This window comes from Bradyrhizobium sp. AZCC 1693 (genome assembly GCF_036924745.1).
Lineage (GTDB): Bacteria > Pseudomonadota > Alphaproteobacteria > Rhizobiales > Xanthobacteraceae > Bradyrhizobium.
The window spans coordinates 167,252-192,324 of sequence record NZ_JAZHSD010000001.1; the positions used below are offsets into that span (position 1 = coordinate 167,252).

General features: G+C 61.4%; 23 protein-coding genes, 3 tRNA genes and 1 pseudogene. 18 read left to right on the forward strand and 9 right to left on the reverse strand.

Features of this window, described 5'->3' with window-relative positions; all coding sequences use genetic code 11:
* Positions 1–169: 169 nt before the first annotated feature.
* Positions 170–1,210 carry an alpha/beta hydrolase family protein gene (locus V1293_RS00815; RefSeq protein WP_334505852.1) on the forward strand — a complete coding sequence of 347 codons (1,041 nt, stop codon included), beginning with the start codon at positions 170–172 and terminating at the stop codon, positions 1,208–1,210.
* A gap of 21 nt (positions 1,211–1,231) precedes the next feature.
* Here V1293_RS00815 and V1293_RS00820 read toward each other — a convergent pair whose 3' ends face one another.
* Entirely contained in the window at positions 1,232–1,771 is a 540-nt protein-coding gene (locus tag V1293_RS00820; RefSeq protein ID WP_334505853.1) for a MarR family winged helix-turn-helix transcriptional regulator, read from the reverse strand.
* A gap of 381 nt (positions 1,772–2,152) precedes the next feature.
* On the opposite strand from V1293_RS00820, the gene V1293_RS00825 reads away from it, so the two are divergent.
* The 3 genes from V1293_RS00825 (at position 2,153) to V1293_RS00835 (ending at position 5,147) form a co-directional block, all read left to right on the forward strand.
* Positions 2,153–3,748, forward strand: a complete 1,596-nt coding sequence (locus V1293_RS00825; RefSeq protein WP_334505854.1) for a porin — start codon at positions 2,153–2,155, stop codon at positions 3,746–3,748.
* A gap of 208 nt (positions 3,749–3,956) precedes the next feature.
* On the forward strand, positions 3,957–4,166 hold the full coding sequence (locus V1293_RS00830) for a DUF3551 domain-containing protein (RefSeq protein WP_334505856.1): 210 nt from the start codon (positions 3,957–3,959) through the stop codon (positions 4,164–4,166).
* A 297-nt stretch (positions 4,167–4,463) separates the two neighbouring features.
* Positions 4,464–5,147 (forward strand): addiction module antidote protein, encoded by a 684-nt coding sequence (locus V1293_RS00835; RefSeq protein ID WP_334505858.1) that lies wholly within the window; start codon positions 4,464–4,466, stop codon positions 5,145–5,147.
* Between the two features lie 175 nt (positions 5,148–5,322).
* Here V1293_RS00835 and V1293_RS00840 read toward each other — a convergent pair.
* Positions 5,323–5,397: transfer RNA gene (locus V1293_RS00840), tRNA-Thr, on the reverse strand.
* 429 nt (positions 5,398–5,826) lie between these two features.
* Here V1293_RS00840 and V1293_RS00845 point away from each other — a divergent pair.
* The 6 genes from V1293_RS00845 to V1293_RS00870 all read left to right on the forward strand — a co-directional run bounded on the left by V1293_RS00845 (position 5,827) and on the right by V1293_RS00870 (position 11,223).
* Entirely contained in the window at positions 5,827–6,546 is a 720-nt protein-coding gene (locus tag V1293_RS00845; protein ID WP_334505860.1) for a dienelactone hydrolase family protein, read from the forward strand.
* A gap of 164 nt (positions 6,547–6,710) precedes the next feature.
* Entirely contained in the window at positions 6,711–7,406 is a 696-nt protein-coding gene (locus V1293_RS00850) for a HoxN/HupN/NixA family nickel/cobalt transporter (protein ID WP_334505862.1), read from the forward strand.
* Between the two features lie 57 nt (positions 7,407–7,463).
* Entirely contained in the window at positions 7,464–8,438 is a 975-nt protein-coding gene (locus V1293_RS00855; protein WP_334505864.1) for a Bug family tripartite tricarboxylate transporter substrate binding protein, read from the forward strand.
* A gap of 535 nt (positions 8,439–8,973) precedes the next feature.
* Positions 8,974–9,486 carry an Mpo1 family 2-hydroxy fatty acid dioxygenase gene (locus V1293_RS00860; RefSeq protein ID WP_334505866.1) on the forward strand — a complete coding sequence of 171 codons (513 nt, stop codon included), beginning with the start codon at positions 8,974–8,976 and terminating at the stop codon, positions 9,484–9,486.
* Between the two features lie 33 nt (positions 9,487–9,519).
* Positions 9,520–10,569, forward strand: coding sequence for an NAD-dependent epimerase/dehydratase family protein (locus tag V1293_RS00865; protein ID WP_334505868.1), 1,050 nt, complete (start codon positions 9,520–9,522; stop codon positions 10,567–10,569).
* Positions 10,570–10,596: 27 nt separating this feature from the next.
* On the forward strand, positions 10,597–11,223 hold the full coding sequence (locus V1293_RS00870) for a methyltransferase family protein (RefSeq protein ID WP_334505870.1): 627 nt from the start codon (positions 10,597–10,599) through the stop codon (positions 11,221–11,223).
* A 14-nt stretch (positions 11,224–11,237) separates the two neighbouring features.
* Here the strand turns inward: V1293_RS00870 and V1293_RS00875 are convergent, their stop codons facing one another.
* The 3 genes from V1293_RS00875 to V1293_RS00885 all read right to left on the reverse strand — a co-directional run bounded on the left by V1293_RS00875 (position 11,238) and on the right by V1293_RS00885 (position 14,897).
* On the reverse strand, positions 11,238–12,170 hold the full coding sequence (locus tag V1293_RS00875) for an alpha/beta fold hydrolase (protein WP_334505872.1): 933 nt from the start codon (positions 12,168–12,170) through the stop codon (positions 11,238–11,240).
* Between the two features lie 140 nt (positions 12,171–12,310).
* Complete coding sequence (locus V1293_RS00880; RefSeq protein WP_334505874.1) at positions 12,311–13,066, reverse strand: hypothetical protein; 756 nt, start codon at positions 13,064–13,066, stop codon at positions 12,311–12,313.
* 193 nt (positions 13,067–13,259) lie between these two features.
* On the reverse strand, positions 13,260–14,897 hold the full coding sequence (locus V1293_RS00885; protein ID WP_334505876.1) for an alkaline phosphatase family protein: 1,638 nt from the start codon (positions 14,895–14,897) through the stop codon (positions 13,260–13,262).
* 247 nt (positions 14,898–15,144) lie between these two features.
* On the opposite strand from V1293_RS00885, the gene V1293_RS00890 reads away from it, so the two are divergent.
* Both V1293_RS00890 and V1293_RS00895 read left to right on the forward strand, forming a co-directional pair.
* Positions 15,145–15,591: a hypothetical protein gene (locus V1293_RS00890; RefSeq protein WP_334505878.1), complete on the forward strand. Its 447-nt coding sequence runs from the start codon at positions 15,145–15,147 to the stop codon at positions 15,589–15,591.
* A 33-nt stretch (positions 15,592–15,624) separates the two neighbouring features.
* Positions 15,625–15,993, forward strand: coding sequence for a hypothetical protein (locus tag V1293_RS00895; RefSeq protein WP_334505879.1), 369 nt, complete (start codon positions 15,625–15,627; stop codon positions 15,991–15,993).
* A gap of 120 nt (positions 15,994–16,113) precedes the next feature.
* Here the strand turns inward: V1293_RS00895 and rlmB are convergent, their stop codons facing one another.
* Complete coding sequence (gene rlmB, locus V1293_RS00900; RefSeq protein ID WP_334505880.1) at positions 16,114–16,941, reverse strand: 23S rRNA (guanosine(2251)-2'-O)-methyltransferase RlmB; 828 nt, start codon at positions 16,939–16,941, stop codon at positions 16,114–16,116.
* Between the two features lie 204 nt (positions 16,942–17,145).
* Here rlmB and V1293_RS00905 point away from each other — a divergent pair.
* Positions 17,146–17,231, forward strand: a tRNA-Tyr gene (locus V1293_RS00905).
* 139 nt (positions 17,232–17,370) lie between these two features.
* Here the strand turns inward: V1293_RS00905 and V1293_RS00910 are convergent.
* Together V1293_RS00910 and V1293_RS00915 are read right to left on the reverse strand one after the other, a co-directional pair.
* Positions 17,371–18,600 carry an ABC transporter substrate-binding protein gene (locus tag V1293_RS00910; protein ID WP_334516575.1) on the reverse strand — a complete coding sequence of 410 codons (1,230 nt, stop codon included), beginning with the start codon at positions 18,598–18,600 and terminating at the stop codon, positions 17,371–17,373.
* Between the two features lie 342 nt (positions 18,601–18,942).
* Positions 18,943–19,332: a YciI family protein gene (locus V1293_RS00915; protein ID WP_334505881.1), complete on the reverse strand. Its 390-nt coding sequence runs from the start codon at positions 19,330–19,332 to the stop codon at positions 18,943–18,945.
* A gap of 513 nt (positions 19,333–19,845) precedes the next feature.
* On the opposite strand from V1293_RS00915, the pseudogene V1293_RS00920 reads away from it, so the two are divergent.
* Together V1293_RS00920 and V1293_RS00925 are read left to right on the forward strand one after the other, a co-directional pair.
* A pseudogene (locus tag V1293_RS00920) lies at positions 19,846–20,981 on the forward strand (ATP-binding protein); the annotation flags it as partial.
* A gap of 421 nt (positions 20,982–21,402) precedes the next feature.
* Positions 21,403–21,476, forward strand: a tRNA-Gly gene (locus V1293_RS00925).
* 260 nt (positions 21,477–21,736) lie between these two features.
* Here the strand turns inward: V1293_RS00925 and V1293_RS00930 are convergent.
* Positions 21,737–22,219, reverse strand: a complete 483-nt coding sequence (locus V1293_RS00930; protein WP_334505882.1) for a MarR family winged helix-turn-helix transcriptional regulator — start codon at positions 22,217–22,219, stop codon at positions 21,737–21,739.
* A 191-nt stretch (positions 22,220–22,410) separates the two neighbouring features.
* Here V1293_RS00930 and V1293_RS00935 point away from each other — a divergent pair, with 191 nt between their 5' ends.
* Genes V1293_RS00935 through V1293_RS00945 form a run of 3 tightly spaced genes read left to right on the forward strand, consistent with a single transcriptional unit; the run spans position 22,411 to position 25,051 of the window.
* Positions 22,411–23,538, forward strand: a complete 1,128-nt coding sequence (locus tag V1293_RS00935; protein ID WP_334505883.1) for an amidohydrolase family protein — start codon at positions 22,411–22,413, stop codon at positions 23,536–23,538.
* On the forward strand, positions 23,535–24,638 hold the full coding sequence (locus tag V1293_RS00940) for an amidohydrolase family protein (RefSeq protein ID WP_334505884.1): 1,104 nt from the start codon (positions 23,535–23,537) through the stop codon (positions 24,636–24,638). Before V1293_RS00935 ends, V1293_RS00940 begins: the two co-directional genes overlap by 4 nt.
* On the forward strand, positions 24,638–25,051 hold the full coding sequence (locus V1293_RS00945; protein ID WP_334505885.1) for a Rieske (2Fe-2S) protein: 414 nt from the start codon (positions 24,638–24,640) through the stop codon (positions 25,049–25,051). The genes V1293_RS00940 and V1293_RS00945 overlap by 1 nt, the downstream gene beginning before the upstream one ends.
* Positions 25,052–25,073: the final 22 nt, after the last annotated feature.

Below are 25,073 nucleotides of genomic sequence, written 5' to 3' on the forward strand. Positions count from 1 at the left end.
GGTAATCTTGGCGCACGACTTGCTCGAGTTCCATTTTCGGGTATTAATTTATGATCTATAACTAATTTTATCAATTGAGTGGCTCCGGATTGTTTCGCGTATGAAAGTTCATTATGGCCCGGGGGGCTGGGTCCAATGGCCCGATCACGAAGAGTTCTCGATCGAGTTCATGAGGCTGCTCGGCGCGGCGCAGGAAGGCGGTTCGACGATTTCCGAATGCTTCCTTGCCGCGAGCAGAATTGATCCGAAGGATGGCGGCGATTCGTGGTATCGAGAATGGATAAGGATCGCCAATCTTAGCAACGAGCGGGCCAATGCCGTGTTCGAGCGCGGTCATGTGCTGACCGCGCAAAGCAACTGGCTTCGCGCCATCAATTACTATCAAGCATCAACGTTCGAATTCGACGCTGCCGACAACGAGCACCAAAGCGTGCTCAGAACCATGCGCGCCTGCGCCCGCCGCTACATTGCGCATTTGACGCCGGCGGGCGAGGTCGTCGAGATACCCTGGCTGGAAGATTATGCGCTGGAAGGCTATTTCCTGCCTGCGCCTGCCGCTTCTGATCGAACGCCGGTTATCATCTGCATGGGGGAACCCGGACATCGGAAGGAAGAATACCTCTTCAAGGCGGCACGCTACGCCCGCGACCGCGGAATGTCGCTGTTGGCGGTGGACCTTCTTGGATCCGGCACCGGCACTAAATTCGATAAAGTCGTGGGCCGTCCGGATCTCGAAACGGCGGTCGGCCACGTGATGGACTACCTGACGACGAGGGACGATATCGACCAACACAGGATCGCGATCCTGGGCGACGGTTCGGGGTCATCCTTTGTGGCGCGTGGGGTCGCTTTCGACAACCGGTTCGCGGCCGTGGTTTGCGATGGCGGAATCTGGGATATGCAGGAGCGCGCCTTCCTGATGGAGCGCCTATCGCCGAGTTGCGCCGGAAGTGAAGCAACCAACGGCGGCTTGCCCGGGCGAAGATTCCGCTGCCCGGTCCTGATCACCATGGGCGAGCATGGTTGGCTCGAACCCGATCACGTCACCGATCTGTTCGAACGGCTCGGGATCGACCATCCCGACATCTCACTAAAGATTTTCAAAAGCTCTGAAACGGCTGCCGCGCAAGGGCATCGCGACAACCCCACGCTTGCCAACGAATTCATTTTTGACTGGCTGGCCGATCGTCTCGAATCGGTCTCGGGTTGACCGGCCGCCGCCGAAAATCTCTCATATGCCCATCGCCACCTTCAGGCTGGCCTTTTCGAGACGATTCTTCAGTCGCGCGAGCTTGCCGGTGAGCTCACTGAGCTCGCGTTCGCTGAATTCCGCAAAAATGAAGTCGTTGAGAGCCTCCTGCTCGGAAGCCAAGCTTGCAATGTGCTTGTAGGTTTTGTCCGTCAGGGACATCTCCACAACCCTTGCGTCGTCCAGCGACGTCTTTCGGCGCATGAAGCCTTTCTTCTCGAGCATTTTCGACTGCGTCGTTACGAAGGACGGGTCGACATGGAGCATCTTTGACACAACGTTCACCGGCACGCCGTTGCCCTGGTCCAGGTCGGCCAATGCCATGAGGATCATCCATTGCGGACCGCTGATGCCGAGGGTTTTTGCCCAGAAATAGCGAATCTCCTGCAGGTGTACGTTGATAGCGGCGATCTCCCAGGCCAGTTGCCGGGCGACGTCCTGATTCTTTCCACCGGACTCATTCGACGCTCCGCGTTGGGCGCGCCCCGACGAGTCTGGTCCCTTGCGGACTTCTTGTGCCATGGCTTGTTTCATTCCGATTGATCACGAACCTGCTTAACTGATTTACTAACAAGACCATCCAATTAGGCATCTTTTACGACGGTCATTTGAACAAGATTTCGCGAGCGGGCCGGTGTTGCCGCCGCGACACAGTCGAACAGGATAGAGATAGCTGAGTTCATAAAGTATTTTGATTAAGTAACTAGCACATGCATAGTTCCTGAGACGGTGGGGGGTCCTCAATCGTTCCGTTCTGGTGGTTCGCTTAAGTCCCTCGCGTTCATGCGGGTGTGTCCGAAGACGCGAAGCGGCTGAGCGGTTTTCAAAAGGCGAGGGCGGACCAGTCTTGGGGGAATCCGCAGGTCCGGTCTTCGTCCTGGCAGAGCAACTTGGAGGTTTAACATGACTATGATCAAGAGCCTTATTCTCGGCTCAGCGGCGGGTCTCGTCGCCCTGAGCGGAGCACAGGCTGCCGATCTTCCCGTCAAGGCCAAAGCGGTCGAGTACGTCAGGATCTGCTCCCTGTATGGCGCGGGTTTCTTCTATATCCCGGGCACTGACACCTGCATCAAGCTGGGTGGTTATCTGCGCGTCGACACCACATTCAACGGCGGCATCTACGGCTCGCCAGCGTGGAACGGTGATATCGGTCAGGGCAACCGCTACCGTGATTACTTCGCTGCCCGTTCTCGTATGTCGCTGTTGGTTGATACCCGTACCGCGACCGAATACGGCGTGGTGCGTACGTTCGGTCAGGCCAACTTCCAGTTCAGCACGCTCGGCAACAACACCTTCAATCCGAACTCGCTCGCGACTAACCTGGGCAACAACACGAACCTGCTTGACTCCACTGGCGCTGGCTACGTCGCAGTCGACCAGCTCTTCTTGCAGTTCGCTGGCTTCACCTTCGGTAAATCGGTTTCGGCTTTCGCGACGCCTTGGAACGGTTATCCGGGCAACAACAACTCGAACCTGTTGGGCGGCCATGACAGCGTTACGGGTGTGAACAACATCCAGTACACCGCTCAGTTCGGCAACGGTGTGTCGGGCACCATCGGCCTCGATGAACCGACCGTGTACAGCCGCACGAGCGTCGGATATTTGCAAACCTACGCTGCCACAGCTGCTACTCCGACTGCGCTCGCGACCACCACGGCCAGTTCGGTTTCGACGCTCGGAATTGCGGCAAACGCCTACGCCGGCGTGCATGCTCCCGACATTGTCGGCAACATCCGCGTCGACCAGGCTTGGGGTCTGTTCCAAGTGTCGGCTCGTGCGCACGAAGTAAGTGGTTCGTACAACGTGCTAACATCGGCGGGCCTGCCCACCGGAGCTTCGGAACTCAGCGGTCATCCCGACACGAAGTGGGGCGGCTCGGTGATGGCTGCCTTGCAGATCAAGAACCTGCCGACCGGCCCTGGCGACGACTTCAAGATCGACGCGACCTACGCAAAGGGTGACACGAAGAACGTCATCTCCACGAGCGGCGCTTCGCCGAGCTTTGCGATGTTCGGTGGTACCAGCCGTCCGGGAGCCTATCAGAGCCTGGGCGTTGGCTACACCAGTGACGGCGTATACATCCCGGGTGGTCAGATCGAGCTTACGGATGCCTGGGGCGTCCGTGGTGCGTTCAACCACAACTGGGATCCCTACTGGTCGACCAGCTTGTGGGGTAGCTATGCGGCTGTCCGCTACAATGGCACCGCGACCGCGAACTACTGCGCGGCCTATGCAGCCCCTGTATTTGGTCGCGCTTTCAGTGCTGACTACACCTGCAACCCGGACTTCAATGTCGCGCAGGTGGGTGCGGTCACCCGTTGGACTCCCGTCAAGAACCTGACGTTCTCGGCTGAAGTCGGCGCGTTCTTCCTCGACCAGAAGATGACGGGTGCGATCACGGCTTCTCCGGGCGCGACCAGCCCGAAGCCGAACACGACCTACGAGTTCCGGGACCAGAGCACCGTGTTCCTGAACATTCGCGCTCAGCGTAACTTCTGATCCTGATCTCTCGATCACTACTGCAACAGAGCCCCCAGCGGAAAACCGCTGGGGGTTTTCATTTTGATGCTCCCCTTCGCAAGTCCGTGCGCCAGAATCGATTGTGGCTAAGACGAGAGCCCGTCCATTTCGTTTTGAGACATACATCGCACAGGTGGAGATAATCAAATGCGTGCCTCGCGGCAGTTGCCGTGATTTTTGCCTCGGAATGACGTCTGCGACCGTTGAGGCGCGGGACTATCCGTTTTGCATCAATGGTGAGTTCTGGCCCAATACGGTCGGGGAGTGCAGGTTCCAGTGTTTGGCGACGGCATCGGGAGGCGGGGCGTCGTTTTGCGACGCGAATCCCTTCTTCGATCATCGCTCGAGCCAGGCCGCAGTCGTTGATTCGAACAAGCGGAGCAGGCGGTCTCACTGAGAGCGGGGCATTCTGACCTGACGGCGTGAGAGCCTCATGGAGCGAGAGAGGATTCTGAGTGCCACACAAAAAAACTGGAAAACATCAAAGCAATGAAAACGTTATTTACTAAGGTAATTTTATAAAGTAATATTCGATCAGTAGCCGGCAAATTCCTTGGCGGCCGCTCATGGAGAAGCGCACCAGCATCTTCAGAAATACCTCCGAAACCTCTGGCCATGCCCGGCCAGAGGTTTTTCGGCCTCTGGATGGCTGTTTCTGATTGCGCCCCGTGAGTGCAGACCCGGATGGCACCAGATGGCCAAGACGGCGCATCGCTCTCAATACGCCAGTACGGCTCAGCTTGAAAAATTCTTAAATCAGGCGTTTCAAACCACCGATGGTCGTCAGGTTTGCCTAGCCCTCGGTGAAGCAGTCCGGGCCCAAAATGTCACGACGATCGCCAATGCATCTGGAATAGAGCGGGCACATCTCTACGGGGCTTTTGTGTCGGAGAGGGGGCCGCGGCTTTCCACAGTGACGAAGGTGATTACGGCACTCCGCATGAGGCTGGTTACAGTGCAATCGCCAACATCCGCGATCGAAAGATACAGTCCTGAATACCCGGTGCATGGCCATTTGCGTTACAGGACTCCGGCGGGAGTTGCCGAGCTCCTCAACCCTGCCCTCGAAACATCTGATCTTCGTGCCATTTGTTCTACCTTCGGTGAGATCATCCGAGCCCAGGAGAATGTTGCTGAGTTCGCGCGACGGATACAGATCGGCCGAACACGTCTCTACCGCTCGTTTATGGGCGATCGTTCGCCCGAATTTACGACTGTCCTGACTATTCTACAGGCGTTCGGATTGCAGCTGCGCGTAAAGCGGGTATGCAAACGGAAAGCGTCGCTCGATCCCTATTCAAGTCCGCGCCTGGGGAAATCGGCAGAGATGGTGCTCCTCCAACAACTTTCCGTGGAAATGCCAAGGGTGGAGGCCTGAATAGGCCTTGGCTCGACCGCAGGCGATTGCCTGAAGCAGAGTAACGCTCGCGCGGATTTGTGTTGGGCAAGAATAGCGCGCCGACAACGCGAACCGGCGGCCGGTCGGAGACGTAGACGATCCTGCTGATTAGCGGCGCCTGTTCGAGGGAGCGGGCGGCCCGATGCTCTTTGAATGGTGCCGGTTGAGAGGATTGAACTCCCGACCTTCGGTTTACAAAACCGCTGCTCTACCGCTGAGCTAAACCGGCGAATTGGAGCGATCGGCGAGATGAAGTATCCCGCCACGTGGTCCGATCTTCGGCGGGTCGAATATCAGACTTGGTCGCAAAGGGCCAGAACCTCAAGAACGGCTTTCACGGCTCCTGCATGGAAAAGGCGGCCTTTTCAGCCGCCTTCTTCGAACCCGATTCGCAATCGCCCTACTGGCAGAGATGCCGCCGGCCATCCTCGCCGCGGAACCAGGTGCCGGGGATGCACACAAAACCGTTGCGGCGGGCGTCTTCGTCGCCGCCAACCGGGGAGGTGGCAATGGCAGCCGCGGTGCCGGCCTTATTGTGGGGAGTCAAACGGCCGTGATGCCGAAGACCGGAAGGGCGCGGCTTTTCGATTTCGGTTGTGCGATCTCCGGACAGATGTGAAGTTCCGGCACGTTATCATTTGAAGGATCACAGAATTTCATGCAGGCGCGCGACATCGATTACCGCTGCGGCGAAACCAGTTTGCGCGGCTATCTCGCGCTTGACGAGAACGCCGCCGAGCGGCGGCCGGGCGTCGCTGTATTTCACGAAGGGCTCGGGCTCGGTGAATTCACGATGGAGCGCGCGCGCCGGCTTGCCGGTCTCGGCTATGTCGCGCTGGCCGCCGACATGTTCGGCGATCGGCGGCAGGCGTCCAATCTGCAGGAAGTCGCAAGCCTTGTCGGCGGTCTTCGCGCCGAGCCGGAAAAACTCCGCGCCCGCGGCCGTGCCGCACTAGCTACGCTCGTCGCGCTGCCGCAGGTCGATGCGGGCCGGCTGGCGGCGATCGGTTTCTGTTTTGGCGGGTCGGTGGTGCTGGAGCTGGCGCGCGAGGGCGCGGACCTGAAGGCGGTGGTCAGTTTCCACGGCGTGCTGGCGACTAAAATGCCGGCCCAACCGGGACAGGTGAAGGCCAGCGTGCTGGTCTGCACCGGGGTCGACGATCCCCTGGCGCCGCCGGAACAGGTCGCCGATTTCGAGAACGAGATGCGCATCGGCGGCGTGAAGGACTGGCAGGTCATCGCCTACGGCAACACGCTGCACGGTTTCACCAACCCGGCCGCCGACGGCTCGATGATGCGCGCCGCCTTGTACAACGAACAGGCCGACCGCCGCTCCTGGGCGTCGATGAAGAGCCTGTTCGATGAAGTCTTGACCTGACAAAGGCTTCCAACTGGTATTTCATGGCGTTTCAAGCGAAAGCATGCCCTTGGACTTGATCCGTCGATGGGCACCGGTTCGCGTGAAGAAAGCGCGTCAACATCAAAATCAGAAGTTCATCTTCGAGCTGAACTTCAACTGATACAGCGGGTAGCAGGGGGCGTATGTTCGGAATTCTGGGGCTGGGGTTTTTGCTGGGCATGCAGCATGCGCTCGAGGCCGATCACATCGCCGCCGTCTCCAGCATCGCCGCGCGCCGCAGCCATGTCGCCGATATCGTCAAGCACGGGCTGACCTGGGGGCTCGGCCACACGCTTACCTTGTTCATCTTTGCCGGCGCGGCCATCCTGCTCGGCCGCGCGATCCCTGAGGGCATTGCCCGCCCGATCGAGACCGCCGTCGGTCTGATGCTGGTCGGCCTCGGCGCCCATGTGCTGTGGCGGCTGTGGCGCGACCGCGTGCATTTCCACCAGCACGGCCATGGCGATGGCACGGTGCATTTCCATGCCCACAGCCATGCCGGCGAAACCAGGCCGCATGCCCGTGCGGCCCATGCCCACCAACATGGCTTCCGCTGGCGGACCCTGCTGGTCGGCCTGATGCACGGCATGGCGGGCTCCGCCGCGCTGCTGGTGCTGACGGTCACGCAGGCCTCCAGCCCTGCCGCCGGGCTCGGCTATATCGCACTGTTCGGGATAGGCTCGATGATCGGCATGGGCGCGCTGTCGACGGTGATCGCGGTGCCGCTTGCGGTCTCCGCCCGCTGGCTCACCTGGGCCAATCGCGCCCTGCAGGGGGCGGTGGGTCTTGCCACCGTCGCGATCGGAATTATGACCGTAGTCGAAACGGTGCTGGCCTGACGCGTGGCGCTTCAGCGGCGCGGGCTGATCAACAACTAAAGAGTTCGGAGGAATAAGATGAAACGCCGAGATTTTCTCGCCGGAAGCGCCGCATGCTCATTGGCCGCATTGACGGGCCAGGCGCTGGCGCAATCGGGCCCGCTGACCAAAATCATCTTTCCCTTTGCGGCCGGCGGCGGCGGCGACGCGCTGTGCCGCTTGCTGGCGCAGCACATCGCTCCCTTGCTCGACCGCAACGTCATCGTCGAGAACCGCACCGGTGGCGACGGGCTGATCGGCATCAAGGCGGTGAAGGGGGCCAATCCCGACGGCACCACCATTCTGGTCACCACGGGACCGACGATGTATCTGCTGCCGATGGTCGAGACGACGCCGAGTTTCGATTCGGCCAAGGATTTCGTTCCGGTCGGCCAACTCGCGCGCTTCGAGTTCTGTGTCTTCGTCGGCACGGCCGTCCCGGCCGAGGTCAAGGACTTCAAGCAATTCGTCGCCTGGCTGAAAGCCAATCCGGACCAGGCCACGTTCGGCGTGCCCAGCAACGGCACCATTCCGCATTTTAGCGGATCGCGGCTCGAGCAGGCGCTGGGCATCAAGCTGACGCGCGTGGCCTATCGTGGCAGCGCGCCGATCATCAACGATCTCGTCGGCGGCCATATGCCGTTTGCGATTTCCACGTTGACCGATGCCATCCCGCAGCATCGCGCCGGCAACATCCGGATTCTCGCGGTCGGCAGCGCGGCCCGTTCGCCGTTCCTGCCCGATGCCCCGACCCTGAAGGAGAGCGGCGTCGATCTGGTGGCGGACGCCTGGTACGGCATGTGGCTGCCGGCGGGGGCTTCATCCGATTTCGCGAAGAAACTGAGCGAAGCGGCCGCCGCCGCGCTCGCCAAGCCCGAGGTCAAGGAGAAGCTGCTCGCGATCGGCCTGATCCCGGTCGGCTCGACCCCCGAAGGCCTGACCGAGGTGCTCGCCGCCAACACCGCATTCTGGCAGCCGATCGTGAAGGCGACGGGGTACAAGATCACGAATTGAGGATCCTGAGCTTCATCCTGAGCAGCGCGCATGGCGCGCTTCTCGAAGGATGAAGGCTTCCGGGCGCGGCCCGCCCACGTCGCAGAGGCGATGGGTTACCTGGTCGCCTTCAATCGTGCGTTTGACAGACGGTTGGAGCGCCACCGGCCGCCTGGCGACAGGCGCATATAGTGTCGGAGTAAAGGCGCCCAGCGGCGTGCGCTCCTTTATGGCTCCATCGCGCCTGCACTCACAAAACGTTCATGACGGCTTGGTCGAATGGCAATCCTGCGGGAAAAATTGTCGCAACGCGTGGCGGTTCCCGAGACCCCTATACCATGTTAGTCGCTTGAATTACTGCATGATTTGCCAACGCTAGCAGCGCCTTCGTGCGCTCGATGGGCTAATATGCCACGCCGCGCTTTGACTTGATGGCGATTCACAAGTTTAACTACCATTATGTCTCTGATGAGAGTTCGGCATCGAAGCGGGTGTGCCGGGTTTTTGGTTGACCCGTCTCGCTGGGTCTGCCCACAGCAGGAGGGATAAGCACCGCATGAGTTCATATTTTCGGCGGCAGCTTGCGGATTACGTTGAATACCATCGTGATCCGTGGAATTGCGCAATGCATGTCTTCGGCATCGCGTTCTTGTTCCTGGCCGCCGTTCTTCCGCTCAGCTTGTGGTCCATCACCGTATTCGGGTTCCAAACCAGCGCGGCGACCATCGCTGTCGTACCGGTGCTCATATACTGGTTCCTGCTCGACTTCGCGCTGGGAGCCGCGATCCTTGGGGCCGCAATCGTGTTGCTCTCAGTCGCTGCCGTGATCGTTAGTCATGCGACGACTGCTGGCATGTGGTCACTTACGGCCATCCTGATTGTCGTTGGGGTCGCATCGCAGATTGTTGGGCACCGCGTGTTCGAGCGACGGCAGCCGGCGCTGGTCGACAACCCGACCCACCTGTTGCTCGGACCAATGTTTGTCATGGCGAAGCTGTTTATCGCGCTGGGCTTCCGGCACGATCTCGCCATCATCATCCAAGGGCATCCGCAAGGTGCTGCATCTTGATCTCGAATAGTTCAGCTTGAGCGCACCCGTAGCATGACACGTATACTGGTCACAGGCGGCAGTGGATTCATCGGAAAGCACCTCGTCTCGGCGCTGATAGCGCGAGGTCGGCAGGTGAGGGTGCTCGATCTTCAGTCACCTCCTCGCGCGTTGCCGCAGGTTGAGTATGTCAGGGGATCGGTGCTTGATCGGGATCTGGTCAACCGCGCGATGGACGGGGTCGACGAGGTCTATCACCTGGCCGGCCTGCCGGGGATGTGGGTGCCGCGAAAGGACGATTTTCACACCGTCAATTTCGGTGGCACCGAGATCGTCATAGAGACGGCGCGCAAGCGCGGCATAAAGCGCGTCCTGCACTGCTCGACGGAATCCATTCTGTTCCGTGCCTCGCCATCGATGGTTCCTGTCGTCGACGATGCGTTCCTGCCGGACGACATGCCGGGTCCATACACGCGCTCGAAAATGCTCGCGGACCAGTTCGCCATGCAGGCGACCGCATCCGGATACCCGGTGATCATCGGCTGTCCCACCATGCCCGTCGGGCCTTACGACCACAACGTTACCCCGCCGACGGCGATGCTCCGGTATTTTCTCAGCCGACGTCTTCAATTGCATCTTGATTTTGTCGTGAACCTCGTCGATGTGCGCGACGCCGCCGAAGGGCTGATCCTTGCCATGGAGCGCGGACACGCCGGACATCGCTACGTTCTCGGTGGCGAAAGCATGCCGCTGAGACGGGTTCTCGAACTCATGGCTGAGATCAGCGGTCGTCGCGTCCGGTGCATTCAAGTGAACGGCAAGGTCGCGGAAATGGTCACGGCAACGCTGGAGTTCATCGCCGATCGCGTGACGCACCGCCCTCCATCGGGTACGGCCGAAGGCGTTCGTATCGCACTGCGGGCGGGGGCCTTGTCGATCGAGAAAGCACAACGAGAGTTGGGCTATGCGCCGGGCCCCGTCGAGCCTGTGCTGCGGGAAACCATTGCGCATCTGCTTGATGCTGGCCACCATCAGCCTGAATCGAGCTCAACGCCGGGTAGTCGCGCTCGATCGTTTCACATCGAGCGCCGGCTTGGCGGTTGATCCAATCGCCCACTAAAGGTCCGCGACATGCTGCACGATCCCGGTCAATGGTTGGCGTCCGCCTTGAGTGGCTGGACCACTGCCTGGCCCACCCAGTTGCTCGCCATCATCTGGATTTTGTGGGTCATCAGTTGGGTTTTGGCGTCGTTCTGGTCCGGTCAAACCAAGAAACACGTGATGACTTGGGACTCGCTCAAGTACCGCTTCCCCATTCTCGCAGGGGCAATTCTTTTCTTGCCATTGACTGGCAAGGTCCTGGGAGAAAAGCCGCTCTGGCAGTTTGGCAGCGTTGGCGTCTACGTGCTCGCGTGCCTTGTCCTTGCGGGGATCTCGTTCACGTGGTGGGGGAGAATTCACCTCGGACGTTTCTGGTCGAACGCGATCACGCACAAGGAAGGCCATCAGGTCATCGACACCGGCCCCTATGGTCTTGTGCGCCACCCGATCTATACGGGCCTTATCGCGGGGATGCTGGTCACGGGTATCGCGGTCGGAACCGTGACCGCGATGCTGGGTGCGGCGCTGATCTCGCTCGGGATGGGGTTGAAGGCCCGCATGGAGGAAGGCTTCCTCACGGCGGAACTCGGTGCGGAAGCCTATGGATCGTATTGCCGTCGCGTTCCGATGCTGATTCCGTTCCTGCGGCCCTCCTGACGCCTTTCCCCAAGCTACCGTTTCGGGCGCGACGCCACTGATGTTGCAACAGGTGAAATAAGACGGCGCGGAACCAAAACGCGCTGGCCTTGTGAGAGCGGTGCACTCTCCGAGTACTGATTGACCTGGGTAAGTGACCACAGCGGCACATGGTTAAGTGCCGCGAGCCGCTGCAAGGTATCGCCCGAACGGGCGGATTGCGGCGTGCCGCTGTCCCACAGCTCAAGCGGGGCATCTGGAGGAACGACGTAGCGCAGCGGGAGCGCCTCTCCTTTGGCCGGCAAAGGCGTCGTCGCAAGCTGTGCAATCGCTGTCACCAATTGCTCGTGGATGGAGTCCTGCTTGTCGATGTTGATGTGAGTGATTTCCTCGTGCTGCTTCAAATCGAAGCTTGCGTAGTGACCCTGGTAGCCTTGCTCCGCCACCACATCGCCGCCGCCCAATACACTGTCGGACAGGAAAATGTTGATGAAACGCTCGACGTTCAGCGGCACCTTCGGGCTTGCGTGGGCCGGATCAATGGTGACCACCAAGCTTACCGGGATGTTTTCGGACTTCAGTATCTCCGCGAACGTCAACGCGCAAAGTCCGCCCATCGAATGACCGATCAAGACGATCGGAGCGGCATTTTCGCGGAAATCGCGGATGGCCTGATCGGCGATCAGCCGGCAAATGGTGAATTCGTAGACGTCGGCCCGGATGCCGGCTTCTTCGAGACGCTTGGTCAGGCGGTCCATCCCGCGCGAAAAGATCGGACCGAGTGCGCCCCGGAACAGGTAGACGCGCGCCTGCGGCGGGGTCGCAACTGGCGGGGCGAGGGGGGCGCTCGTTGCGGCAGCGTCGGACGACGGCGCGACCGGACCGGCGTGCGTCAGATTGCAACTGAACGAGAAGGCGGAAAGAGCCGCCCAGATCGCCACCGCCGCAACCTGCGTCGGACTGCTCATGCGCGTTCTACCCGCAATTCCAATTGTAAAAGCACACCCCAACACCACCCAGCGCTCTGCGGGTGATCTATCGTCGAAGAATGGGCAGAATTTGCGGCACTCTTGCCTTCGACGACTGCCTTGGAACCGGGCCGGTCACGCTACTGGCGTACCGCCGCAGTGTTCGCCGTCCCAGATCGCACCGCGCTTGCCGCTCCAGCCTGCCGCGGCTTCTGGGCTCCTGCGGCTGGTGCCGATCGGCCGAAAACGACGGCATCGATCTCGCTGATCACCTTCCGCTGCATGATCTGGTTCTTTTCGATGGACATGTGCCCGACGCCAGGCACGTTCTGTACATTGATATTCTCAAGCTTGCCCTGGAATTGCGCGGTCTTCGCAACCGGCTCGCCATTGCCGTTGGCGATGTAGAAGTTGACGTAGCGTCCCACGCGCCCCGAGAGCCTGGTGCGGAACACCGAATCCAGGCCGATTGCCAGCGTCACGGGAGCGCCAAGCTGATCCAGTCTGGCGACCATGTCGGGTAGCGCGGTCGCACCCGAGGAATGCCCGACCAGAATGATCGTCTTGATCCTGCCGCTCTTGTATTCGGCGGCCGCTTCGTCGGCGAGCGACGACCAGGAGGCGAAGTTTGCGACCGTGACCGGGATGCCCTGCGCCCGCAGTTGCGCCGCAATGTCATCCAGGCCCAGTGAGAAGATATTGAGCACGCCGCGGAGAAGATAGACGCGAGCAGTCGAAGCTGCCGACGCGGAACTCGGCGCTGCCGGCGCGGCACTTGCGCCGATCGCCAGGAGCAGCAAGGCCGCGATCGCTATCGCATGCACTCGAGGCCACGATGCCCGGCCGAGAAGGGATGACCAGCGGACAAATCCGGTGCCGGCGCGATATGGCTTCATGGCTCTCCTCGAAGGGCTGCGAAGTATTTGGCCGGCGCGACCGTAGCGCTCGCGTGCTGGGCGCTGCAACAAGGGCGGGCTTAGCCGCCGCAATTTGTCGAAGCGAAGTGTCTCCGCTGCAACACCAGTTTCCAAGCCTTCAGTGATTTTCGCAATTTGCCGAGAGTAGAACGCCATTCGCGTACGAGGTCGGCTAAGGCTTCATTCCGATCCGTTCCCTGATCGCGCCGAGTTCCGCCTCGTCCCAGATGCCGATCAGCACGCCGTTCTTGACCTGCAATTGCTGGGCCGCATACGCCGCGATCTTCGTATTCGGCGTGGTGATGTGCATCCTTGGATGCAGCGCCCAGTCGAACAGCTCCGATTGCAGCCGCGCCACGATATCGGCGCAGGCGGGATCAGCGCCGCGGTCGACAAATTCCTGCGGGTCGGTTTCGAGGTCGTAGAGCATCGGCCGGAAGCCGGAGGCGTGGATGAATTTCCAGCGGCCGTCGAACACCATGAACAGCCGGCAGCGCTCGATCGGCTGGCCCAGCATCACGCGGACGTCCTGCATGGCGTAGTCGTATTCGGAGAACACCACCCTGCGCCAGTCAACCGGCCGCTCGCCGTGCAATAGCGGCAGCAGTGAGCGTCCCTCCAGAATGTGATCCGGCGGATTGCTGCCGAAATAGTCGATGAAGGTCGGCGCCAGGTCGATCGCCTCGACCGGCGCGTCGCTGACGGTGCCGCGCGTGCTGTCGGCGGCCGCCGACGGATCGATCACGATCAGCGGGATCTTGGCCGACTGTTCGTGGAACAGATCCTTCTCGCCCATCCAGTGATCGCCGAGATAGTCGCCATGGTCGGAGGTGAACACGATCATGGTGTTGTCGAGCAGGCCGCGCGCTTCGAGGAAGCGCATCAACACGCCCATCTGGTCGTCGATCTGCTTGATCAGGCCCATATAGGCCGGAATGACTTTTTCGCGCGCCTCGTTCCGCGACATGTTGCGGGAGTAGCGCATGTCCATGTAGGCGGCGAACACCGGATGCGCGTTGGCGCGTTCGGCCTCGGAGCGGATCGCCGGCTGCACGTCCTGCGGCCCATACATGCTGGCGTAGGGCTCCGGCGCGATATAGGGCCAATGCGGCTTGATGTAGGACAGATGCAGGCACCATGGCCGGCCGTCGTCGTCCGCTTCGGCAATGAACTCCATCGCGCGCCGCGTCATGTAGGGCGTCTCGGAATGTTCGTCCGGCACGCGCGCGGCCTTGTCGGCGTGCACCAGCAGCCAGCCGTTCTGCAAGGTCCCGTCATCAGCCGCACCGGAATTGGCCCAATGCTCCCACGGGTTCGGCGCGTCGTAGCCGTGCTCGCGCAGATAATTGTCGTAGGCCGGGCGCGGCCGTCCCGTCGGATGCAGCCCATCGTCCCGCTCGTAAGGCTCGAACCCGCATTCCGACACATGCACGCCGATGATGGAGTCCTGGGGGATGCCGAGATTCTTCAGCCCCTCCAGGTCCGGCGCCATATGCGTCTTGCCGACCAGAACGTTGCGGACGCCGATCTTCTTCAGGTGATCGCCGAGCGTCGGCTCGCCTATGCGCAGCGGCCAGCCGTTCCAGTGCGAGCCATGCGAGCGCATGTAGCGGCCGGTGTAGAACGACATCCGCGACGGCCCGCAGATCGGCGACTGCACATAGGCGTTGGAAAACAGCACGCCGCGCTTGGCCATCGCATCGATGTTCGGCGTCTTCAGAACCGGATGCCCGGTGCAGCCGAGATAGTCGTAGCGAAGCTGGTCGCACATGATCCAGAGCACGTTCTTCGCAGGTGTTTTGGTCGTCATTTCAGGCATTTCGGCTGGAGTTCGGAGAGAGCGGAAGAGGGCGGGATGGTGCGATATCGCCGCGCAAATGACAATCGAGCCGTGCAGTCGCGGGCGCGGCGTTAACGTTTGGATATCGCTTTTTCTCGCAATTGAACGGCGATCCATGCTGGCGCGTTAGCCTTACCGGCAGTTTGGCCGGCCGCCTTAACCCCTGCGATGGCGTGCTGGATTAAATTGGGACCTGAGGAAACCGGGATCCCAGGCGATGCGTATCGGCGTCACATTGGCACTTTTCATTGCGACGACATCGGCCGCCTTTGCCGGCGGTGGCTTCGAGATCGTGATTCCCGGCCGTCCCGGTGTACCCATCATTATTAATGGCGTCGATGCATCCTATGCGGTGGTCGAGGGCGATTGGGGTCTGGGTAAAGGCACCCATGTCGAGCCGACTGTCTACGGTGGCCGCTATATCGATCCGGTGCCGAACGTCGGCCATTATTATCCGAGCGCCGGCCGCATGCCCGGTTACGGGCGGCTGGAAATCGAACCGCCGGCGAACCGCCGATTGCCGCAGCCGGCCGAGGGCTATCATCAATCCTGGTCGGCGCAGTCGGCGCCGCTGCCGGCGCAATCGAACGTTCCCGTCAATCCGCCCGAGATCATCTACGCACCGGACTATGACCGGCGCAGGCCGGGCCACCTTCCACGCTAAGAAGACCAACGAAAATACCGACAGGAGAGAGTAATGCGTCAGATACTTAAAGGATTGGTTGCGGCAGTCGCCATTATCGCCGCAGCGCCCGCGATGGCCTGCGGTTACAGCCCTTGCGCCCAGCCGGTCTATGTTGCGCCGGTCGCGGCCTATGCGGGCTGCAATCCCTGCGGCGGTTGGGTCCGTGAACGTCTGCCCGATCCGGAGCAGCAGTATTATTGGGTCAATCAGGGCCCGACCTATACCGGTCCCGGCAACTGGGCGCCGCGTCCCGTCTATCGCGAAGGCTCGATCTCCGGCTATGGCTATGGCTACAACCGTCCGTATCGCGCGCACCGCCATCACTACGGCTACGCGCACCGTTATTACCACGGCCAGCGCGTCCTGCGCCGCTACTACTGATCTCACGATCGGCGAAGCATTTCAGCGCCCGTTCGCATTGAGTTGCGAGCGGATGTCATAGCGTTTTCAAGCGAAGTGGGTACCGGTTCGCGTCAAGAAAACGCGTCAAACCAAAAAAGGTCATTTCATCAGGCCGAGCCGGCTCGCGCCGATATAGAGCGCCAGAACCGCGGCGTTCGAGACGTTCAGGCTCTTGATCTCACCGGGCATGTCGAGCCGCGCCACCACGCTGCAGGTCTCGCGCGTCAGTTGCCGCAGGCCCTTGCCTTCGGCGCCCAGCACCAGCGCGAGCGGCTGCTGTAAAGCCACCGCGCCGAGATCCTCAGTCCCCTCGCTGTCGAGCCCGACCGTCATGAAGCCGCGGTCGTTCAACTCGTTGAGCGCGCGGGCGAGATTTTGCACCGTGACCAGCGGCACCAACTCGAGCGCGCCGGACGCAGACTTCGCCAGTACGCCGGTGGCCTCCGGGCTGTGCCGGGCGGTGGTGACGATCGCCTTCACCGCAAACGCTGCCGCCGAGCGCATGATCGCGCCGACATTGTGCGGATCAGTGATCTGGTCGAGCACCAGCACGATGCCGTCCTGCGGCAGCGTATCGATATCCGGTGCGGGCAGGGGCTCGGCCTCGGCCAATAGCCCCTGGTGGACGGCGTCGGGGCCGAGCCGCTGGTCGATCGCGTTCGGCCGGACGATTTCGGGGGGAATGCGGGTGTCGATATTCTCGTCCGCCAGGCGCCTTGCGGCGTTTTCGGTCAGGAACAGCTTTCGGATCTGCCGTTCCGGGTTGGCCAGGGCCGCCGAAACCGTGTGCCAGCCATAAAGAATCACCGGCCCGTCAGGGCTCGCGTTCCGGTCCCGGCGGCCCGGCGGACGGACGAATTTCCGCCCTTTTTCGAAGGGTTTGCCGCCGCCGCGGCGGAACGGAGGTTTTCGGTCGCGATCGCTCATGGGGAGCTTGTGTCACGGGAGCCCGAATATGGCAATTTGGGTCGCTTGAGGGCGCATTTAGCGGCTTGCGTTGGTTGACTTTGCCATCCCGCTTCGCCCATAAACGCGCCGGTCGAAGCCGGTTCAAAACGGGCTTTCGGCCTCAGCGTCATCCATGGTCCGGTCCTCCGCCACTCTGGCGGCCGGTTCCTGACGCTGACGGACGGGGAAGTGTCCCGAGTGGCAAAGGGAGCTGACTGTAAATCAGCCGCCTCATGGCTTCGAAGGTTCGAGTCCTTCCTTCCCCACCAGCCTTCGCTCGCGAAGCGAGAGAAGGCTGCCACGCCGAAGCCCCATAGGGCGAAGGCGGGCTGTGGCCGCGAGCTACGACCAGCCAGGCTATCCCATCCCCTCGAACTCTCCCACCGATCGCCCGCTCGAACGCACCGCCTACTTCTGCGCGTTGGAGAAAGCCGTTTCGAGCACGTCGCCAATCGGCTGCCAGGTGCGGCCGTCGAACTGAATCAGTCGCAGGTGTTTGATCGGCCGGAAGTTCCAGGGTCCGGTGCTGATTTTGATCCCAGGCAGCAGCATGGAGCCTTGGTAGTCCTTGAGGGCCGCTGCCTGCTTCATGACGTTCTCGCGAGACAGGTCGTCGCCGCATTGCTTGAGCACCTGGGCCAATGTCTCGGCGGCGGCGTAGCCGAAGACGGCGGCATTGTCGTCCTTGCCGCCGGCCCGATTGTATTTCTCAACAAATGCCTGCCAGTCCTTGCTAGCTTGTTCGTCCTTCCAAGCCGGATCATTTGCATCCTTCAGGAAGGCGGCCGTAATAGCGCTCAAGGCGTTGTCCGGGCCGGCGGGCTGCGCCGTCGCGACCGATGACGCCATATGGTTCAAGATGAACACCGGATGCCAATTGAGATCCGCCGCTACCCGGACGACTTTCGCTGCGTTTGCAGGCGCTCCTGCAAATACAAAAATTTCAGCTCCTGATTGCTTCAAGATCGATACGTGCGTGTCCAGATGCTCATCTGCTGTATCGTAGGCGATGTCGACCCTGATCATCCGGGCGATGTCACCGAGCCCGTCTTCCAACCCCTTGAATAATTCTCGGCCGAAATGATCATTCTGCCAAAGAGCGACGATCCTTCTTCCGGGGTAGAACGCCTGTATGTAGTTGGCGTAGATGCGCCCCTCTTCCCGAATGGAGGGCTGCCAGCCCATTGTCCACGGAAACAGCGACGGATCGCTCAGATGATCGTCTCCGGAGGCGACAAAGAGTTGAGGAACTTGCCTTTCGTTCAAGTACGCGCGAACGGCAAAATTCCCCGGAGTTCCGAACGAACCGAACATCAGGAGGACGTCGTCTTTCTCGACAAGACCGCGCGTAACGTCCAGCGCGGTCGAGGGATTGGATTTGTCATCATATGAGATGAATCGCACCTTGCGGCCGTTGATCCCGCCGCGCTCGTTGATCATCTCAAAATACGCCGCTTCGGCTTTTCCAATCGCTCCGAAGACCTCCAGACTCCCGCTATAGGGCATAACGTTGCCGATGCGAATTTCAGTGTCGGTCACGCCTGGATCGCGCACCCGCTCGGTGATCGCGCTCAACGACGTCAGCGCCAAGATCAGCGCCAAGACAACGGCAATCAGCGTTCGGACCCTGGTTTGCATCGGATGAACTCCGTTACAAGGACTGCAGCCAGATTTCGCGGCCTTTGGGCGGCGCTCGGCCTGATCCAGATCAAACGCCAACAGATTGACGGCAGCGTGATCGATAGCTTGCGGCAGGGCTCGAGCAGGTTCCCGCACAACGCGATGCGACAAGCGTACGCCGTCGATCGGTTGTGTCAACGAAACCGCTTTTATTCCCCTGGAGGCACGCTGCCCCTTGCACTCTCCCGCCGGCCACCGCGACGAAGCGGGCACGAGAGCACATCATGTTCGATTGGCTGATCTCGCTCTTTATCGTGGTCGTTCTCCTGATCAAGGTTCTCGATTATCACCGCGATCGGGTTAACCGCCTTCTGCCGCGGTTTCCGGCAAGGATTCTCCGGGGAGATAAAGCCTGATCGGGCGAATCTCGTAGACGGCGGACGGATTGACCCGGCGCAGGTCGCGGGCGACATCGAGCGCGGCGTCCGCGTTGTCGCAGTTCACCACATACAAGCCCAATAACTGCTCCTTGGTCTCGGCAAACGGCCCGTCGATCACCATCCCGTTCCCCGGTCCGCGCAAGGTGCGGGCCTCCGCCGTGCCACCCAGCCGCGCCGCCGGCCCCAGCAGCTTGTCCGCGTTGAGCCGGTCATGCACCGCCAGCAGGCCGGTCATGACAGCCGCATCCTGTTCCGGCGTCCAGGACATCACCTCGGCTTCGACGTGATAGGCGAGAATGGCATAGAGCATTGGGTTCTCCCTGATAGGCTGGCCGGACTGGCTGTCCCCTTAGAGGACGATTCGGCCCGGATCATCCCGACATATGGTCGCGACGAAACATTCCGGAAACACGATATATCGGATTGCCCTTGAACGTGCCGCGACAAGTTCTCGACTGATGAGCAGAACGCCAGCCACGGCGCACCCTTCAAGGAGACGGTCATGCGACGCCAGCCGGCCACCATTATCTGCGATGCCGCCAGATTGCGTGCACCACAGCCGGCGTCGTCGCAAGCAGGCGACTGGCACGACGTCACCGGCCATCACCGCTACTACGGCAGTTCGGCCCGTCAATGGCGGCGAGCGCATCGTCGAAGACCGCCGCGGAGCGCGCTTCGTCTGCGGTATCTGATCGCGCATTCAGACCGCCGGGCAGGGCCGCGATCGCGCCCAGCCCCCCGCAAATTCCATCACGGATCGTTCAGCACCTGTTTGACCAGCGCCTCGCGCAACCGGGCCAGTTCGCCACTGGCGTCCATTTCCCGGCTGCGCCAATCCCAGAAGATGGATGCGATCGGCCAGCTCACCGGCGGCGTTGCCCACGACTTCAACAACGTACTGACCGTCATCACCGGCACGATCGAGATCTTGCAGGACGGTCTGGCGGACAAGCCGCAACTCGCCGCGATCGCGCAATTGATCGACGACGCGGCGACGCGCGGCGCCTCAATCACCTAGCAGCTCCTGACATTCGCGCGCCGCCAGCCGCTGGAGCCGCGCGAGATCGAGATCAACGGCCTGGCGCTGGAGACCGCCAAGCTGCTCACGCCGATCCTCGGCGAGCACGTCGAGATCGAGACGGTGCTCGCGCCCGAGGCCTGGGGCGTGCTGGCCGATCCCTCGCAGCTTTCGGCGGCCATCGTCAATCTCGCGGTCAATGCGCGCGACGCCATGCGCGGCGGCGGCAAGCTCACGATTGAGACCGCCAACGTGACGTTCGACGAAGCCTCCGACTGCGAGATCAAGCCCGGGCAGTTCGTGATGATCGCCGTCGGCGATACCGGTCACGGCATCCCGGCCGACATCCGCGATCGCGTGTTCGAGCCATTCTTCACCACCAAGGGGGTAGGCCGCGGCACCGGGCTCGGCCTCAGCATGGTCTACGGCTTCGCCAAGCAGACCGGCGGCGCCGTCAGGATCGAGAGCGAGGAGGGGCGCGGCACCTCGGTCAGGCTGTATCTGCCGCGCGCGGAAGGCGTGGCGCTGCGCGTTGCCGAGCCGTCATCGATCGCGGCCGCGCCGCTCGGGCGGCACGAGACCATCCTGGTGGTGGAGGACGACGCATTGGTGCGGGCTACGTGATCGCCCAGCTCGGCGGCCTCGGCTATCGCACGTTGGTCGCCAGCGACGGTACGGCGGCGCTCGCGTTGGTCGATCAGGGCACCGAATTCGATCTCCTGTTCACCGACGTGATCATGCCCGGCGGAATGAACGGCCGCCAATTGGCGGACGCCGTGGTTGCGCGCCGTCCGGGAATGAAGGTGCTCTACACGTCCGGCTACACCGACGGCGCGATCGTGCATGAGGGCCATCTCGACCCCGGCCTAGCCCTGCTCAGAAAGCCATACCGGAAGGCAGACCTGGCGCAGAAGATCCGCGAGGTGCTCGGGAGCGGCTAGAGCGTTTTCCAGCGAAGTGGGGACCGGTTCGCGTCAAGAAAACGCGTCAAATCAAAAATCTAGAGCCCCGTTCCGATTCCATCGGAACGGAAAAGGCTCTAGCCCCCAACAAGAAAGCGCGGCGGGATGGCTCCCGCCGCGCTCCAACTCTTGTGCTCGCTGGTCCAGGCCTGAGAGCGCCCGGAGCCAGACCTTTAAACAAGGCCTAGCGGGCGATCCCAGCGAGGTGACAGCGCTTGGTATAAGGCACTGGATCACCTCCTTTCATTGTTGGTGGAAACATCAATATAGGCGGCGAATCAGCCCCTGTTAAGGGTTCGGACCGGCCGGGTGCCGGGGAACAGGGCCGCTTTTAACGGAAATTAAGGGCCGCACGGGGCGGGTTGAGGCCGCTTGCATGGCGTGTTAGGTCAGCGCCAGCGCGGGTGTAGCTCAATGGTAGAGCAGCAGCCTTCCAAGCTGAATACGAGGGTTCGATTCCCTTCACCCGCTCCAACCAATTTCAATGGCTTGGCACGAATCTTCAGATTTCATTCCGGCAAACCATTCTGACAACGCCGCTGACGGCCGATTTGAATTCGTCCGTTTTCAGTCTAGCGAAATGACGTCATCATCACGGCAACTAATCGCATTCCCTCATGCGCAGAACTATTCATGCGATATCCTTGGAGCTTATTTGCTGAAGTTAGCTCAAACTTGCTCGCGATGGATTGGGGCGAGAGAGGTTGGCTCGGGACGAAGTCGCCACTAGTGAACTAGTGATCCCAATCGGCGCCGGCCAAGGCCTGCGACAATTGTTGAAGCAGCGCTTTCAAATGTTCCCTGTCGGCACGGCTAAAGCTCTTGAACAGCCGCGTCTCGCGCTCACGCGAGATATTCAGCAATTTTTCTGACAGCTTTCGTCCTTCGGCCGTCAGCCTGGCGATCGCGGCGCGGCCCCGGGTTCGGGTCTGCTCGACCGAAATAAGTTTGCGCTCCTCGAGCAGGACGAGGCTGCGGCTCACGGCCGCCTTGTCCAGATCGGCCGCCCCTGACAACTCACTGACATTGAGCGACTGGGTGCTGTTGAGCACGATCAACAGGCGCCATTCGGTCATGCTCAGGTCAAAGGCGCTGCGGTAATAGGCCGTGGTGCCGCGGAGCAGCCGCACGCCGATATTGGATATCAGCATTGCAATATGTTCTTGCGCCAGCATCCCGTAATCTTGCGGCCGTTTCGAGGGCGCATCGTTGAGCATCAATCGCTTGGGCGAAGGCATCAAAGGAGTCTCCTGGCCGCTCGGCCAACTTCTCAATGCGGCGGTTCCCGCCGCCTTGATCTACATCAATTTACTTGACATGTCATTTATTGACGCATCAACATAAAACAGACGCCGGCCTAGAAGCTGACCGAGAGCTGACCAAGAACCGGCGCGTCAGGGTGGTGTCCATGGCAGACGGCGAGACGGCCAATGCAGAGCGTCCGGCCAGGTACGCCGGTGCGATCGATTGCGATCTTCATCCGGCCGTGCCGGGGATGAATGTGCTGCTGCCGTATCTCGACGAGTATTGGCGCGAAATGGTCTCGGTTCGCGCGCTTGATCGGCTCAACCTCGCTCTCACCAGCTATCCGCAGAACGCGCCGTTGTCGTGCCGTCCCGACTGGAAGCTCGCGGATGGCCAGAAGCCGGGCGCCTCGCTGCAGGCGATGCAGGAACATGTGCTGGACCGCTACCAGCAGCGGTTTGGAATCCTCAACTGCCTCTACGGCGCCCAGGTCATGCACAGCGAGGACATGGCGGCGGTGTTCTGCCGGGCGACCAACGACTGGATCCGGGATGAGTGGCTGAGCCGCGATCCCAGGCTGCGCGCCTCCATCGTGATTGCAGCCCATAACACCGAGCTCGCCGTCGCCGAGATCGAACGGCGCGCGGACGACATGCGGTTCGTGCAGGTGCTGATGCTGGTATCGGGCGAGGTTACGCTCGGCCGGCGGCAACTGTGGCCGATCTATCGTCTGGCGGAGAAGCTTGGCCTGCCGGTCGGAATTCACGCCGGCAGCGCCTACCGCTATGCGCCGACCGCGGTTGGATGGCCGTCCTATTTCGTCGAGGACTATGTGTCGCAATCGGCTGCCTTCGAAAACCAGTTGCAGAGCATGATCTCCGAAGGCGTCTTCGCCAAATTCCCCGCGCTCAAGGTGGTCGCGATCGAATCGGGACTGACCTGGCTGAGCGGCTTTGCCTGGCGCGCCGACAAGACCTGGAAGGGGGTTCGCGCCGAAGTGCCCTGGGTGACGCGCGCGCCATCGGAGATCGTCCGCGAGCACGTTCGCTTCACGGTCCAGCCGATCGACGCGGCCGACGAGGCGGCGGCCATCCTGCGGCTGATTGATCACCTGCGATCCGACGAGCTGTTCCTGTTTTCGACGGATTATCCGCACTGGCAGTTCGACGGCGATGCGGCGTTGCCGGACGGACTTTCCGCAGGGCTGTTGCGCAAGATCGTCAGTGACAATGCGCTTGCGACCTATCCGCGACTGATGAAGGCCGATCGAGCCATGGAGATTGCCGTATGAGCATCGTCGAACTCGAGCGAAGCAGCGCCGCCAGGTCCAGGCTTCGGATCATCGATTGCGATATCCATCCCGCGATGACCTCCTGGACCGAGGTTCATCCGTATCTCGCCAGACAATGGATAGATCACCTCTCGATTTATGGCAGCCATTTGCGCCACGCATTCTCCGAAGCGCTGTCGCATCCGCGGATGTCGCCGGATGCGGCGCGGGTCGATGCCTATCCCGAGGAGGGCGGTCCGCCGGGCTCAAGCCTCGACTTGATGCGCAAGCAGCATCTCGATCCCAACGGGGTCGAGACCGGCATGTTGATCCCTCTGCGGTGGAATCCTGGCAGCCAGCGGAATCTGGATTTCGGCGTGGCCCTGACGCAGGCCATGAACACCTGGCAGGTCGAACGTTGGGTGAAGAACGAGCCGCGTCTGCGGGCATCGGTCCTGATCGCGCAGGAGGACACCGGCGCTTCGGTCGCCGAGATCGACGCGCGGGCAGGCGATCCGAGCTTCACCCAGATTCTGGTGTTGCCGAAGACCGATGAGCCCTTCGGCCGCCGCCGCTACTGGCCGATTTTCGAGGCGGCGGTGCGCAGCAATCTGCCGATCGCCATCCATGTCGGCGGCACCAATGGCCATCCCTCCACCAGCGGAGGCTGGGCGTCCTACTACATGGAAGAGCACCATACGGTGGCGGAGACCATGCAGGCGATCCTGACCAGCCTGGTGTTCGAAGGCGTGTTCGAGCGCTTTCCGCAGCTCCGCGTGGTGATCATGGAAGGCGGGCTCGGATGGATCCCGTCGCTGACTGCGCGCATGGACAAGCACTGGTCGCGCCTGCGCAGCGAAGTGCCGCATCTAAAGCGGCCGCCGTCGGAGTACATTCGCCAGCAGGTGTGGTTCACGACCCAACCGATGGAAGAGCCGGGAAGCGCTGCGCAGCTGATCGATCTGTTCGACCGGATCGGCTGGGATCGCCTGCTGTTCTCGACCGACTACCCGCATTGGGACTTTGACGATCCGCGCTACGCCTTCCGCGCCAACCTCAGTGAAGCGCAGCGCGACCAGATTCTCTGCAAGAACGCGCAGGCGTTCTACGGGCTGCCCTGATGGCGCGGCACGTCGTTGCAACCGTCGATGACATCCCTCCCGGACAGCGCATGCTGGTGAAGGTGGGCGGCCGGGAAATCGGCATCTTCAATGTTGGCGGAGAGTATTTCGCCGTCGGTAACCGTTGCCCCCACGAAGGCGCATCCCTGTGCAAGGGGCGCATCGTCGGCCTGGTGGAATCCAGCGAGCCTGGATCCTACCAGTTCAGCCGGCGCGGCGAACTGTTGCGCTGCCCCTGGCACGGCTGGGAGTTCGATCTGAGGACCGGCAAATCATGGTGCGAACCCGATCGCACCAAGGTTCGCAGCTTCGACCTCAAGGTGGAATCGGGCGGGGCTCTCGTCGAAGGCGAGCTTCAGGCCGAAACTTTCCCGGTCGTGATCGAGAAGCAATATGTGGTGATTGAAGTCTGACATCCGGTCGGTGTAGTCGATC

Bases quoted from the DNA above. Each gene is read 5' to 3' on its own strand.
- V1293_RS00890 (WP_334505878.1), top strand. From the start codon at position 15,145: ATGCGTATCGGCGTCACATTGGCACTTTTCATTGCGACGACATCGGCC.
- V1293_RS00910 (WP_334516575.1), bottom strand. From the start codon at position 18,600: ATGCAAACCAGGGTCCGAACGCTGATTGCCGTTGTCTTGGCGCTGATC.
- V1293_RS00915 (WP_334505881.1), bottom strand. From the start codon at position 19,332: ATGCTCTATGCCATTCTCGCCTATCACGTCGAAGCCGAGGTGATGTCC.
- V1293_RS00935 (WP_334505883.1), top strand. From the start codon at position 22,411: ATGGCAGACGGCGAGACGGCCAATGCAGAGCGTCCGGCCAGGTACGCC.
- rlmB (WP_334505880.1), bottom strand. From the start codon at position 16,941: ATGAGCGATCGCGACCGAAAACCTCCGTTCCGCCGCGGCGGCGGCAAA.
- V1293_RS00820 (WP_334505853.1), bottom strand. From the start codon at position 1,771: ATGGCACAAGAAGTCCGCAAGGGACCAGACTCGTCGGGGCGCGCCCAA.
- V1293_RS00825 (WP_334505854.1), top strand. From the start codon at position 2,153: ATGACTATGATCAAGAGCCTTATTCTCGGCTCAGCGGCGGGTCTCGTC.
- V1293_RS00930 (WP_334505882.1), bottom strand. From the start codon at position 22,219: ATGCTCAACGATGCGCCCTCGAAACGGCCGCAAGATTACGGGATGCTG.
- V1293_RS00835 (WP_334505858.1), top strand. From the start codon at position 4,464: ATGGCCAAGACGGCGCATCGCTCTCAATACGCCAGTACGGCTCAGCTT.
- V1293_RS00870 (WP_334505870.1), top strand. From the start codon at position 10,597: ATGCTGCACGATCCCGGTCAATGGTTGGCGTCCGCCTTGAGTGGCTGG.
- V1293_RS00860 (WP_334505866.1), top strand. From the start codon at position 8,974: ATGAGTTCATATTTTCGGCGGCAGCTTGCGGATTACGTTGAATACCAT.
- V1293_RS00885 (WP_334505876.1), bottom strand. From the start codon at position 14,897: ATGACGACCAAAACACCTGCGAAGAACGTGCTCTGGATCATGTGCGAC.
- V1293_RS00875 (WP_334505872.1), bottom strand. From the start codon at position 12,170: ATGAGCAGTCCGACGCAGGTTGCGGCGGTGGCGATCTGGGCGGCTCTT.
- V1293_RS00880 (WP_334505874.1), bottom strand. From the start codon at position 13,066: ATGAAGCCATATCGCGCCGGCACCGGATTTGTCCGCTGGTCATCCCTT.
- V1293_RS00865 (WP_334505868.1), top strand. From the start codon at position 9,520: ATGACACGTATACTGGTCACAGGCGGCAGTGGATTCATCGGAAAGCAC.
- V1293_RS00940 (WP_334505884.1), top strand. From the start codon at position 23,535: ATGAGCATCGTCGAACTCGAGCGAAGCAGCGCCGCCAGGTCCAGGCTT.
- V1293_RS00850 (WP_334505862.1), top strand. From the start codon at position 6,711: ATGTTCGGAATTCTGGGGCTGGGGTTTTTGCTGGGCATGCAGCATGCG.
- V1293_RS00895 (WP_334505879.1), top strand. From the start codon at position 15,625: ATGCGTCAGATACTTAAAGGATTGGTTGCGGCAGTCGCCATTATCGCC.
- V1293_RS00815 (WP_334505852.1), top strand. From the start codon at position 170: ATGAGGCTGCTCGGCGCGGCGCAGGAAGGCGGTTCGACGATTTCCGAA.
- V1293_RS00855 (WP_334505864.1), top strand. From the start codon at position 7,464: ATGAAACGCCGAGATTTTCTCGCCGGAAGCGCCGCATGCTCATTGGCC.
- V1293_RS00845 (WP_334505860.1), top strand. From the start codon at position 5,827: ATGCAGGCGCGCGACATCGATTACCGCTGCGGCGAAACCAGTTTGCGC.
- V1293_RS00945 (WP_334505885.1), top strand. From the start codon at position 24,638: ATGGCGCGGCACGTCGTTGCAACCGTCGATGACATCCCTCCCGGACAG.
- V1293_RS00830 (WP_334505856.1), top strand. From the start codon at position 3,957: ATGACGTCTGCGACCGTTGAGGCGCGGGACTATCCGTTTTGCATCAAT.